Annotated in this window: 11 protein-coding genes; 2 read left to right on the top strand and 9 right to left on the bottom strand. The window is 46.0% G+C overall.

All coding sequences use genetic code 11. From position 1 onward, the window contains the following. The first annotated feature begins 123 nt into the window (after positions 1-123). Positions 124-333 carry a hypothetical protein gene (locus Q0R35_RS19180; protein ID WP_295622196.1) on the top strand — a complete coding sequence of 70 codons (210 nt, stop codon included), beginning with the start codon at positions 124-126 and terminating at the stop codon, positions 331-333. Positions 334-448: 115 nt separating this feature from the next. Here the strand turns inward: Q0R35_RS19180 and Q0R35_RS19175 are convergent, their stop codons facing one another. The 6 genes from Q0R35_RS19175 to Q0R35_RS19150 form a co-directional block, all read right to left on the bottom strand. Next, the gene (locus tag Q0R35_RS19175; protein WP_295622195.1) at positions 449-892 is read right to left on the bottom strand and encodes a hypothetical protein; all 444 of its coding nucleotides are present in this window, start codon (positions 890-892) and stop codon (positions 449-451) included. A gap of 441 nt (positions 893-1,333) precedes the next feature. Continuing rightward, complete coding sequence (locus tag Q0R35_RS19170) at positions 1,334-2,314, bottom strand: RNA polymerase sigma factor, RpoD/SigA family (RefSeq protein WP_295622194.1); 981 nt, start codon at positions 2,312-2,314, stop codon at positions 1,334-1,336. 431 nt (positions 2,315-2,745) lie between these two features. After that, entirely contained in the window at positions 2,746-3,975 is a 1,230-nt protein-coding gene (locus Q0R35_RS19165; protein WP_295622193.1) for a DUF445 family protein, read from the bottom strand. 498 nt (positions 3,976-4,473) lie between these two features. Beyond that, entirely contained in the window at positions 4,474-5,946 is a 1,473-nt protein-coding gene (locus Q0R35_RS19160) for a DNA phosphorothioation system restriction enzyme (RefSeq protein ID WP_366944950.1), read from the bottom strand. A gap of 274 nt (positions 5,947-6,220) precedes the next feature. Next, a complete protein-coding gene (locus Q0R35_RS19155; protein WP_295622189.1) occupies positions 6,221-7,264 on the bottom strand; it encodes an FAD-dependent oxidoreductase in 1,044 nt (347 codons plus the stop codon). Positions 7,265-7,433: 169 nt separating this feature from the next. After that, positions 7,434-8,414 carry a PEP-CTERM sorting domain-containing protein gene (locus Q0R35_RS19150; protein ID WP_295622187.1) on the bottom strand — a complete coding sequence of 327 codons (981 nt, stop codon included), beginning with the start codon at positions 8,412-8,414 and terminating at the stop codon, positions 7,434-7,436. 321 nt (positions 8,415-8,735) lie between these two features. On the opposite strand from Q0R35_RS19150, the gene Q0R35_RS19145 reads away from it, so the two are divergent. After that, entirely contained in the window at positions 8,736-10,214 is a 1,479-nt protein-coding gene (locus tag Q0R35_RS19145; protein WP_295622186.1) for a serine/threonine-protein kinase, read from the top strand. 295 nt (positions 10,215-10,509) lie between these two features. Here Q0R35_RS19145 and Q0R35_RS19140 read toward each other — a convergent pair whose 3' ends face one another. The 3 genes from Q0R35_RS19140 to Q0R35_RS19130 all read right to left on the bottom strand — a co-directional run. Further along, on the bottom strand, positions 10,510-10,830 hold the full coding sequence (locus tag Q0R35_RS19140) for a ribulose bisphosphate carboxylase small subunit (RefSeq protein WP_295622185.1): 321 nt from the start codon (positions 10,828-10,830) through the stop codon (positions 10,510-10,512). 47 nt (positions 10,831-10,877) lie between these two features. Then, complete coding sequence (locus Q0R35_RS19135; protein WP_295622183.1) at positions 10,878-11,255, bottom strand: chaperonin family protein RbcX; 378 nt, start codon at positions 11,253-11,255, stop codon at positions 10,878-10,880. A gap of 181 nt (positions 11,256-11,436) precedes the next feature. Then, positions 11,437-12,660, bottom strand: a 1,224-nt coding sequence (locus Q0R35_RS19130) for a ribulose-bisphosphate carboxylase large subunit (RefSeq protein ID WP_295622182.1), incomplete at its 5' end; no start/stop codon positions are given.

Here is a 12,660-nt window from a genome sequence, read left to right as displayed (position 1 = left end):
CGCTCCCATCTCCCATCTCCCCACTCCCATCTCCCATCTCCCCGCTCCCATCTCCCACCTCCCACCTCCCATCTCAATTAAGCTAAGATCGTAGATACCTTACTAGTGCGCCCGATAAATCTAATGCTATTTAACGAACTCACGCCGATTATTAAAGAATTAGCCAAAGAACCCGCCGCCTTTTGCAGTGGGTTCATTTCTGGGGTACTCCGGTTGAATCTGACTGACGATCCCGTAAAAACTTGGCTGGAAAAGCAAGCCGGATTTACACCGACATCTAGCCAAACCGCGACGAACGACCCTCAAAGACCGAAATCGATCGAGATCGACTAAAATTTGCATCAGTACATTTATTCGCTCGGTTGATACCCGATCGCGGTCAATTGCTAGGTACCGAAAAAAACTCCAAACTTGTAATCTGGATAACTCAAGCCGAACTGCAAACCTTTTAGCGGAAGTTTTTAAGTTGCTGCTTGCAAGTATTTAAGATGTAGCGATCGTTGTTACTAATTTTGGGCAGAAGTTGAAAGCTCGGTGCGCCCATCATTGGCTGCTTGCTGGCTGTTAGCGTGTTGGTACCGAGCGTGAGTGCGAATTTAGATTGCTTGAGGTCGAATGGATCGATTAAGGTCACATTTAAGCGCGTCCCGGTGAATTTTCCGTAAAAGCAACTAAATTCCGATCGCGGTAAATAAAAAGCCCCGATCGTTTTACGACCGATCGTTTCAAAAATTATATATTCTTTACCCACGACATCGGGTAGAGCAGATTCACCATATAGATGTACTCCGTTCGCTGTAGGCGTGACACTCGATTGACTAGATTTATTTGCTGGTACGATCGGATTACCACTGGCAATATTTTGACTAATAATAGTTGCTGACGCTGCCATAACTAAGGTAAAAAAACAGTGACTTTTACTACGACAAATAGATTTCAATAATGTCAGAAGCATTATAAACGCCAACCCCTTTTAAAACAATGGTTGAAATCGATTGAATTAGTTAGATTTATGGGAGTCAGCAGGTGGCAACCTCGATCTGTAAACCTTATCGAAGCTAGATCCCCGACTTCTTTTAAGAAGTCGGGGATCTGATATATCCTAACCAGCTTGGCGGTTATTATAACTAGTTTAAAAAATTATTTAGATCGATCGCTACCTTGCACCAAAATTAAGCGATCGTTTTGTAGAAATTTGATTCAACTTGGCTATCTATAACCTAACAAAAACAGTTAGTAAAAGTCAACATACTTCCTTTTCAGTCCTGACAAAAACGGGTAGGGGTAATTCATGGATTACCCCTACCCGTTTTATACCGTTCGATTATCGATCTTAGCTAGCTACATAGTCGCGGAAACTGCTGTGACGGCGGCGGAAATGCGATAGAGCTTGATGCTCTAGTTGACGCACCCGTTCGCGGCTGAGATTGAGGATTTCCCCCACCTTGGCTAGCGATAACTCGCTTCCACCTTCCAAGCCAAAGCGCAGACTAATTACGTCTCGTTGCTGCCCTGTCAGCTCGTTGAGCGTCGAGTGTAGCTCTTGGCGCAGGGATTCTTGCACCGTATATTTTTCGGGAGAAACACCACCATCTTCAAGCAGTTCCGAGAGTTCGGTATCCTGATTGTCGCCAACGCGAACATCGAGCGAAATCGGCTGGCGCGAGATATTGAGATAGTCCCGAATCTGTGCGGGTTCGAGTTCTAATGCGACGGCAATTTCGGTTGAAGTGGCACTGCGTCCGAGTTGTTGGGACAGCTCGCGCTGGGTTTTTTTGATTTTGTTGAGTTTTTCGGTAATATGGATGGGTAAGCGAATCGATCGACCTTGTTGAGCGATGGCGCGAGTAATCGCTTGACGAATCCACCAGTAAGCATAGGTTGAAAATTTATAACCTCTGGTAGGGTCGAATTTTTCTACTCCGCGTTCCAATCCCAGCGAACCTTCTTGAATGAGGTCGAGAAATTCGAGATTGCGTTTTTGGTATTTTTTAGCAATCGCAACTACCAACCGCAGATTGGCTTCGATCATTTTCTGCTTGGCTTGCCGACCTTGGCGTAAAATGCGATCGAGTTCGGTTGCTGTCACAGTCGCTGCATTCGCCCATTCTAGGCTCGTTGGCGGTCGGTTTAGGGTTTTTGCTAAATTCTGGTTGACCTCTTGAAAGAGCATCATTTGTTGCACTTGCTTACCGTAGCAAATCTCTTGCTCTTGGGTGAGCAATGGAACGCGACCGATTTCGTGAAGATAGGTTCGCACCATATCGCCTGTAAACTTGGGTTGACCGATCGTTCGAGTTTTTACACTAGGCATGAGTTTCTATTTAACTCCCTTTACAAGTGGCTGGTAAAACTTTTCTTATGACGATTATTTAATCGTCAGATCTCATTTGTCGTAACTACAAATAAGTTGGTAAATGGATGCTGGTGGTTGGATACGTCTCTGGCAAAGCTTGAGTCGGGGTCTACTCTGGTGCCGTAAGATTCTAGACGTAAATAAGTAGATTAAAGTTCTCTAGTATTTACGAACATAGCAGTTTTCGTGGGTCGAGGAAATTAATTAATGATTAAATTGTTACTTGGGCTAGATGCGATCGGTTATGCAATCTGCTCGGATTTGGTGCCGATCGTGAAAATAGCAATGTTACTCTATTTTTAGTAATTTGCAATCTGCAATATTGCTGAAAATACTAGCTTGGATGTAATATTTAGCCGAGTGTGGTTCGATCGAACATGAAGAGATTATTACTGGAACCAGAGAAAAGCTGTTTGCATTAAACCGACAATGAAGCCCAAGATGCCCCCCAGATTGACGATCGCTTGCAGTTCGCTTTTGACAATGCCCTGAATTCCGGCTTCTAATTCCGCAGGCGAAGTCGCTTTAACGCGCTCGACAATTACTTGGTCGATGTTTAAAATTGGAATTACTTGAGTGACAATTTGTTCGAGATCGCGTTCGAGGTAGCGATCGATAATAATCGCTAGTTCCGCACTAACTACATCTAAAGATGATGTCAAAACTGTCGAGTTGCGGAGCCGACCGATGACCACATTAGCGATCCCATCCCAATCTGCCGAATCTGTCAATCCTTGAATTAATTCGATGCCTTTAGTTTGAATATAGCTACGAACGGTGGTACTAATTGTTTTTCGGAGTTGTTTGACTGTAGAAACTGGTAGATTTTGGAGGGAAAGATTGCGTAATAATTCCTGTCCGCGATTGCGAATATTGAGGGCGACAATTAGTTGAGAAATAATTTGGTTGGCTTTTTCGCGATCGTCCAAACAAAATGTCCGCAACCGATTGAGGGCATTTTTAACCCCGAATAAATTGGCAACTACCCAGTAAGTACCGCTACTCTGTTCGCGCAAGCCTTCATCGATCACTTGAATATTGCGATCGGTCAAAAAATCGACTAGAGCCACCCGCAAGATTTCCGGTGGTAAAATGACATTAATCAGCCAATCGGCTAATTGAGCCGCTTGAGCATCGGTTAGCTCGAATTCTAAAATCAATCGATCGAAGATCTGGTTAATCTGTGGCTCTAAAAAGTCGGGCTTGCGCGCTAAAACTCTCAACCAGCGCGGAAATGATTCGCCGAGTAAATCTTTGAGAATATTCGCCAGAACTTTAACTGTCTTTTGCTCTTTATCTGACTGAATCCGATCGAGAGCCAACTGGAGCAACCACGTAATTGCCGCTTGTACCCGCTCCACCTCTAGCAATCGCTTGGCAATTTTTTGCAGCTCGACAGGTGTGAGCAAAGAACCCATGATCGTATCCGAAATCCGCGTCGCCAATCGCTCTTGGTTACTCGGAATCAATCCAGGCGTAAACGGAAGTTGGTATTTGCCAATATATTTCGCCGTATACGGGCGAAACAACATCTGGATCGCGACATCATTGGTAAAATAACCGACAACAGCACCAGCAATCGGTGGGGTTAGGTAAAGCCACAGTTGGGACGACGACAATGTATTCTCAAGGATGCAATTGGGGTTGACTTTCTAATTATACATTGGGAGATGGGAGTAAGGAGATGGGAGTAAGGAGCAAGAAGTAAGAAGTAAGGAGTGAGAAGTAAGGAGTGGAAAAAATCCCCTCCTCGGAGGCTACGGTATATACACATCTCTGGGGAGAAGCGAAATTGGTGGGAATCCCCCTAAATCCCCCTTGGAAAGGGGGACTTCCGGATCCGGTTCCCCCCTTTCCAAGGGGGGCTAGGGGGGATTTGGATCTCGAAACAAAGCCGATAACTTGTGTATACACCGTAGCCTTTTTAAGGGGGGATTGGGGTCTATAAACGGAGCCAATCTGACTTGTGTATACACCGTAGCCTCGGAAGGGCGTTGCACTGAAGCTCCTCGAAGTGTGCCCGTAGGGCGGGGTGGGTGGATCTTCGCTAAAACCCAAAACCCAAAACCCAAAACCCAAAACCTAAAACCTAATACCTAAAGCCTAAAGCCTACAAATTAGATATCTAGCAATCCGTAGCGTTTTTGAAGCGTCAGGAGTTGGGTTCTGGCGGCAGCGGCATTGTCGGCGAGATCGGCAAATTCAATCAGCCGCAGGAGTTCTTTTTTGAGTAGATTACGTTCGATCGCCAGAGTATCTCGATCTAGTTCTGGTGGCAATACCACAAAATCATATAACGTAGCCCGATCCTTGCCTACATCCGGTCGGAGAATCCGCCCGCGACGTTGGATAAATTGACGCGGATTGGTACTGCTAGCCAGAATCACGGCGTGTCTGATGGCGGGGATATCGATGCCTTCATCTAAGCAGCGAATGGCAACTAGTCCCTGAAGTGCGCCAGATTCAAATTGCTGGCGGAGCTGCTCTCTGTCTGGAAGTGAGGTTGCGGATGTATATGTATTAACGCGATAGCCGAGTTCGTTACCTAAAAGGTGAGTGACGGCGGTAAGTTGTTGAGTGCTGCTGGCACTGAGCGGCTTGCAGTGAGCGGAGTCGAAGTGAGCCGAAGTGTCGCTGCTACCATCGCCGCAATAAAAGAGCGTGTGACTAGTTTGCAAGCGATCTTGCATTAAGGTTTTGAGCGCAACGAGTTTATTCGCCGCCGCGCCGACGAGTCTGGCGCGTTGCATTAATAAGGGGGTGAGATCTGGGGTATCGAATTCGTCGTAGCTGGTAGCACGATCGTGGCTATTGTAGAGCAGTTTGCGCCCGATCGCGCGGGTGAGTTTGAGGTAGCGATCGCTCTCGTCTGCGGTTAACTCTACTAAGATTGGGTAGTATAAATAATGAACGAGGGCACCGCAATCGATCGCATCTTTGAGGGTAAATTCGGGCTGTAAGATGTCTCCAAAGTAGTCGAGGATATTTTGAGTACCGATCTCGTCGTAGTGGCGTTCGGGGGTGGCTGAGAGGGCGAGTCGCAAGCCGACATTGCGGGGAAGGCTAGACTCGCGTTTTTTCGCGCCGAGGTTATGGACTTCATCGCCGATAATTAGGGTACGATCGGGCAAATATTTGAGCTGAGATTGAAATCCGGGGGTAGTTAGGGTTTCGTTGGTGGTAATAACTGTGAGAAATTTTTGCTGCTGGGTATTGATTCTGGCAAGTTGGCAAGAGAATTTACTCTGCCATTTGTGGATGCTTTCGCAGGCGAGGATCGGCTGAAGATTAAATTTTTCGCATTCTCTTCCCCACTGCGCGACGAGGTGGCGAAATGGGCAGACAACGATCAAGACTTGCAGTCCGATTTGTTGATATAGTTGATGTGCGATCGCCAGAGCGGTAATGGTTTTACCTGCGCCTGTCGCCATTTTAAGAGTGCCGCGACCTTGATTTTTAAACCAGTTACCGATCGCCTGTTGTTGATACGATCGCAGTTGTAAGTCTATTGGTAATTTAGGACATCCGATCGGAACTGGTTCGGTTTGGTAGCTTACCCGCGCTTCGGCAACGGCTACCAATCGATTAATGTTAGTTAATCCCGCGCCTGGTGTCGCTACTTTTTGAACTCGATAGGTAGATTTAGAGTCGATCGACACGATCGGATACCGAACGATGTGCTTTTCTATACTACCATAGTCCCTTCCACTCAAAAAATAGACAATCTCGATCTGTGATGTCGGTCGCCGCCACTATCCACTAGACTTCTGGCAAAAGTCAGGCTTTAGGTATTAGGTATTAGGTATTAGGCTTTAGGCTTTAGGCTTTAGGGGAAGATGTGGACGAAAACAATAATAGAAATGATTACATTGTTACTTTCGCAAGATGTGAAGCTACAGCTAACCCCGCTAAAAAGGCATCTTCCACCTTCCGTCCGCCACACCAATCGCCAGTACAAACTAGCGGTGCGGGCAGATCGATCGCTATGTATGCCTGTGCTAGCGGCGATTTGGTGAAGGCATACCGCCACAGGTGCGGCGATTGCCACTGACACGCTCTAAACCACGGGAAAAATCGTTCGCTAGCCCGTTCTAACATTGCAATGCTAGCTGTTGAGGTATCTTCAGGATTGGGGTACTCAGCGGCGAAATTTGCCGTACTCTGGAGTACGAATGCAGGTGGGGCTGGTTGCTGGCGTTTACTACTATCTACGCCCAGCCAAGCCAAGATCGGATCGTCAGTGCAAGTCACCGATTTCACCTGCGGATAAGCAGCTTCCCACTCGGCTAACTGACTAGGAGTATAGCCTGCGGCAACAGCGATCGACGGATAAAATTCGACCGATTTTAAGTCATTGAGAAATTCGACGGGCAAAATAGCTGTTAGCGGCGCGAGTAAATCTACCGCTTGGGGTGCGGGAATCGCCAGAACTACTTTACGGGCAAGAATTTCGATAGTTTCGGTACCTGCAAGTGTCAGCCGCCATAAGTTACCATCGGGTTGAATCGCGATCGCCCGGTGGTTAAATCTAATATCGAGATCTGTGGCTAAATACTTGGCAATTTGATTCATCCCGTCGGGTGCGACATAGCGCGGGTAAATATCTGCATCGGGCAGCATTTCGCCATTTGCACTCAAAGTATGAGTAGTATCAGTCCAAGTTTCAACGATATTAGCGGCGATAAGTCGATCGAACAATGCCCGAAATTTCTCACCTTTTGGGGAAACATAACACGTCCCACGATCGACACGAGTATCGAACATCCGCCGCGTTGTCAATCTCCCCCCAACTCCTCTAGATTTTTCAAAGATGGCGATATCTCGATACCCATTAGCTTGCAGTTCGCGCGCGCAAGCAATTCCCGCCATCCCCGCACCGACGATCGCAATTTGTAGAATATTAGTCATTATTTACCGATTATCTAATGGTTGCAAATGTTTGGGCGATCGCTATTGAAGCTTTCCGGCTCCCTCCCCTTGATAAGGGGAGGGCTGGGGTGGGGTAAAAGACTACGCATCATCTCCAACAGACTTGTCAGAGCAATTAATAAATTGCCCCTACCTCAAATGTCGGCAATTACTTATCGACATTGGCTGCTTTAAGTTTACGTTTAAACGCGATCGCTGCACTCCCAGCCATTAAAGAACCCAACATCGTTATCGGTTCGGGAACAGCAGTAGGCGAAACGGTATTAAAGGCTAACTCGCCAATTAATCGATGTCCCTCAGTCGTCGGATGAACATCATCCCAGAACAAATTGGCATTCGGACTTGCACAAACGGTAGTAGATATTATACATTGAGTAGTAACATCGGTAAATCCAAAACTGCTAGGATTAGCCACAATTCGGTTAAACAAACTATTAACATCTAGTAAGTTCAAATTAACGTCAGGTCTGGTTCGATTTAAATTAGCAATAGTCGTCGCCAAGCCAGCATTATGCGCTGCGGTTAAATTACTCAAACCTGTTGCAGTAGCCCCAAGGTTTCGCGTACTCGGTAACGCACCTAGATTGGACAGATTAGGAACTAAAATATTTCTGGCACCGCGACCGATTAACGTATTAATCTCTGTAAATAAATTCCCCACTGGTATCGTTGGATCTGTAATTCCAGCAAATAAATAATCATTAGCTCCCCCCCAGATTACGTACAGTGCATCGGGATTGTGAATTGCATTGTCGTTGGTTATCTGCTGCTGGATGCCATTTAATGCCGGAATGGGGACGGGAATTAAAGGTTGAATAATATTAGTCGTACCCGTAGTAGCACCCCCAACCGCAAAATTCGTAGCCCGATTAGTCGCCGGATTGCCATCAGCAGGAATCCCCAAGCTAGCAGCCAGGTATTCAACCCAGACCTGCCCATTAGAAAATCGACCGTCACCAAACAAAGCACTATATGGTGGTACGGCTCCGCCTGTTGCTGCGGCGGCACGCCCTAAATCAGATAAACTATCGCCATAGACAACTAGTTGACTGAAGGTAGCAGCGATCGCTTTAATGGGCACTAAGGTAGCACTCAGAACTAAACCACTAATAATTAAAAATCTTTTCATTTGAGTTGCTTGATATATTTGAGTAGGTTGCTACTGTGGCAGTCAGAGACAATACCAATCGTCAGAGTACTAGCTAAAAGTGTCTACGCCTGTGAATATCGATCTCGATTTATTCAATGCGATCGCCTTTGCCAAGTAGTTGTAGTCATTGACTGAGTAATTAGTATTATGTACTGACATTATAGATTAATAGTACCCATTCACAACTCCGATCGCACATTTGCCCAAACTGCTAACCCAAGTTGAACTTTGGACGAGCCGCTGCATATTTGGCTCGATCTATTCCAATAGATATCGCAAATACATCAACTCTAGATCGCGATGGAACTATTAATCGATCGAGTTTTAAACCAACGATATCAAATTCAATCTTTACTCGGTCGTCAGACGGGTAGGAGAACATTTTTAGCCCAGGATTTGCAGACAGAACGGTCTGTAGTCCTCAAATTGCTACTATTTGGAGTTGACTTCACTTGGGACGATCTCAAGCTGTTTGAACGCGAAGCAGAGGTATTGAGATCTCTCGATTTGCCCACTATCCCCAAATATCTCGACTGCTTTGATGTCGATACCGAACTTGGCAAAGGTTTTGTCTTGGTGCAAACTTATATCGAAGCCAAATCTTTACAAAACTGGCTCGACTCTGGGCGGACTTTTAGTGAAGATGAATTGATTTCGATCGCCAGACAACTACTCACCATCCTTGATTATCTCCACAATCGTCAACCCGCAGTCATCCATCGCGATATTAAGCCGAGTAATATTTTACTGGGAGATAGAAGTGGTAACAGTCCAGGGCAAATATATCTAGTTGATTTTGGCTCGGTGAAAACAGCCGCTGGCGGTAGTACCATCACTGTTGTCGGGACTTATGGTTATATGCCTCCCGAACAATTTGGCGGACACACCTCACCCGCATCCGATCTGTACGCTCTCGGCGCAACCATTATCTGTCTGGCTACCGGACAACATCCGAGCGAATTACCGCATCGAGACATGCAAATTGATTTTGTCGATGCTCTTTCAGAGCGGCTGCACCAACGAGTCAATCTCTCTTCAGGCTTGACTAATTGGCTTAAATCCTTGACAGAAATTAGTATAGATTCACGCCTAAAATCGGCATCAGTGGCATTACTCGCTCTAACTGCGCCAAATATGCCAGAAATATTCACATTTCAGAGACAGCCTTTGGGCAGCAAAGTAAAATTAAAAAACACCGATCGAGTATTTGAGATCTCAATCCCGCCCAACGGCTTCCATTGGAGTTTCATAATCACGATTCCCATAGCAGTCTTTTTGGATGGTGTAGCTTTACGTTGTATTGTGCCTGGTTTGCTAAATTTCAGTAGTGGTGGCTGGATGCTGCTGTTATTTATGAGTCCTTTTGCGTACGTTGGAATCATCCTGACTCGGATGATTCTGTCCGAGCTGATTGTGACGCGCACACTTCGGATCGATGAATCAGAAATCTCTCTTTCATTAGCGATATTTGGATTGAGATGCTTTACGTTACAAACTGCACCCCGACAATATCTCAATCGAATCGAACTCGTACCTTTTACCTATACAAAGGATGCTGAGGGCGATCTAGTTCCGGTTCTGCCGCATCTGAATATTTGGGCGGAGAACACGAAATTTTGTCTGGATAATTTTTACTTAACCCAACCAGAACGAGAATGGTTAGTTCATGAATTGACAGAGTGGCTCGATCTACCTCATCTAGCAACCGCCAAGGCAATTAGGACAGCGACTGAAATCACCGTTCGGAATGCAAAGTTTGACTCCGCGCGGTTTCTATAGCAGCCGCCAGGGTGGTTAGGACAGTAAAACTAGTGCTGTTACAAACTCTGCTACAAACCCGACTGTCTTGTTTCGCTAAACCGTCGGGTTTCCCGACGAGCGCGAACCGCTTTTCCAAAAAGTCGGGTTTGTGTCCTAACCGACATGGCAACTGCTATATATGTCCTAACCGATGTGGCGATTGCTATAAAATGGAGCCACAAACACAAAAAAAGAGAGCGAAGAAATTTTCTCCGCTCTCTGATGTCAATATTAGCTCTAATAAATTAGAACCATAATTAATTCACTCGACCTACTATGGTTTGTGAACGATGAAGCTCAATACTTGGCACTGTTTGATGTTGTCGAAACCAACAACCCGAACGTAGCAATGACCGTATTCGCTACGGCAAGCACGGACTTCAGCTAAAATTTCGTTAGTAGTAGTCGCGTTGAATAAAGGCAACTTCCAGAGTGTCCAGTAGTGCTGGGTAGGCTCAGATTCTTGGCTAAATTCAACACCAGGAATATATCCTTGGTCGAGCATGTACTGTAATTGCTTGGCAATTTGAGCATCGCTCAATGGTGGCAAGTATGAAAAAGTCTCAAAGCGACGTGCGAAAGGTAAAGTTTGCATTTCTATTTGCTCTACGGCTAAATATAGTTGAGATATAAGATGTGTTGTTACTCAGATGGCTCTGAACTGCTGCTTGGCTCGGTAATAGATAGCTGCGAGAGCTTCTCTAGCTGTTGCTTGCGATGCTGAGAGTTTTTGTGCTTAATGTCGTGAAATACCATCTCTGGTAAATCGTCCATAATTTCTTCGACTAAGTACTCTCTTACCGCCATAATTCTGAAGGCTAACTCTTGGTTTTCTGCCAAGAGTGCGAGTAAATAGACTTCGCCATCTTGAAGGATCGATCGACCGGAGAAACTGCGTAACCACAGTGCCAACCTTGGATTTGTTTCATTCAATTGAGCCAGAACAGTCTGCACCGCTTGATAAGTCAAGTAGCTAGAGATGACTTTAGTCGTAGCTTTAGCAATTTGTTTGCGATCCATTACCCAAATTAATGAAGTGTGAATAGGGAGTTGTTACTGAGTATTTATACTATCCACTATCCACTGTCTTGAAAAGGTGCTGCACTTGGGGAAACCCCAAGACCGCACTTTTCGCTATTCACTATCCACTGTCTTGATGCGCTAAACCGTCGGGGAACCCGACGAGCGCGCATCGCTAATTTTACAGAGTATCCATAGCTTCAAATTCAAACTTGATCTCTTTCCAGAGTTCGAGTGCAACAGCTAGTTCTGGAGACCATTTACCAGCTTCACGCAGGATGTCGCCACCTTCACGCATCAGGTTACGACCTTCGTTACGCGCTTGAATACAAGCTTCTAATGCGACGCGGTTAGCAGTTGCACCAGGAGCGTTACCCCAAGGGTGACCAGCAGTACCACCACCAAATTGGAGGCAAGAGTCATCGCCGAAGATTTCGACTAATGCGGGCATGTGCCAAACGTGGATACCACCAGAAGCAACTGGGAATACACCAGGCATGGAAGCCCAATCTTGGGTGAAGAAAATACCGCGCGAGCGATCTTCTTCGATGTAGTTTTCACGCATCAGGTCTACAAAACCCATAGTGATGCCTTTTTCGCCTTCGAGTTTACCTACAACAGTACCGGAGTGCAGGTGATCGCCACCAGACATCCGCAAGCATTTCGCTAGAACGCGGAAGTGGATACCGTGATTTTTTTGACGATCGATTACTGCGTGCATTGCGCGGTGAATGTGCAGTAATACGCCGTTGGCACGACACCATTTAGCCAAGGAAGTGTTGGCTGTAAAACCACCAGTGAGGTAGTCGTGCATAATGATGGGGGTGCCGATTTCTTTAGCGAAATTAGCGCGTTCCATCATTTCTTCGCAGGTAGGCGCAGTCACGTTAAGGTAGTGACCTTTAATTTCGCCAGTTTCTGCTTGAGCTTTTTCGATAGCTTCTTGAACGAACAAGAACCGATCGCGCCAACGCATGAAGGGTTGGGAGTTGATGTTTTCGTCGTCTTTGGTGAGATCTAGACCACCACGAAGCACTTCGTAAACAGCACGACCATAGTTTTTAGCAGATAGACCGAGCTTAGGTTTGATCGTACAACCGAGCAATGGACGACCGTATTTATTTAATTTATCGCGCTCGACGGTGATACCGTGAGGAGGGCCTTGGAAGGTTTTGAGGTAAGCAACTGGGATCCGTAAATCTTCTAAACGTAATGCCCGAATCGCTTTGAAACCAAATACGTTACCTACTAATGAGGTAAGCATGTTGGTGACGGAACCTTCTTCAAATAACTCTAAAGGATATGCAATGAAGCAAAAATATTGGTTGTCTTCACCTTGAACTGGTTCGATGTGATAACAACGACCTTTGTACCGATCGAGGTCAGTCAGGAGGTCAGTCCAAAC

Origin of the sequence: Chamaesiphon sp. GL140_3_metabinner_50, assembly GCF_025361915.1 — a bacterium.
In the GTDB taxonomy this organism is placed as follows: Bacteria; Cyanobacteriota; Cyanobacteriia; order Cyanobacteriales; family Chamaesiphonaceae; genus Chamaesiphon.
This window is presented reverse-complemented; position numbering and strand designations above follow the sequence as displayed.

Bases quoted from the DNA above. Each gene is read 5' to 3' on its own strand.
- Q0R35_RS19180 (WP_295622196.1), top strand. From the start codon at position 124: ATGCTATTTAACGAACTCACGCCGATTATTAAAGAATTAGCCAAAGAA.
- Q0R35_RS19155 (WP_295622189.1), bottom strand. From the start codon at position 7,264: ATGACTAATATTCTACAAATTGCGATCGTCGGTGCGGGGATGGCGGGA.
- Q0R35_RS19170 (WP_295622194.1), bottom strand. From the start codon at position 2,314: ATGCCTAGTGTAAAAACTCGAACGATCGGTCAACCCAAGTTTACAGGC.
- Q0R35_RS19175 (WP_295622195.1), bottom strand. From the start codon at position 892: ATGGCAGCGTCAGCAACTATTATTAGTCAAAATATTGCCAGTGGTAAT.
- Q0R35_RS19150 (WP_295622187.1), bottom strand. From the start codon at position 8,414: ATGAAAAGATTTTTAATTATTAGTGGTTTAGTTCTGAGTGCTACCTTA.
- Q0R35_RS19135 (WP_295622183.1), bottom strand. From the start codon at position 11,255: ATGGATCGCAAACAAATTGCTAAAGCTACGACTAAAGTCATCTCTAGC.
- Q0R35_RS19145 (WP_295622186.1), top strand. From the start codon at position 8,736: ATGGAACTATTAATCGATCGAGTTTTAAACCAACGATATCAAATTCAA.
- Q0R35_RS19140 (WP_295622185.1), bottom strand. From the start codon at position 10,830: ATGCAAACTTTACCTTTCGCACGTCGCTTTGAGACTTTTTCATACTTG.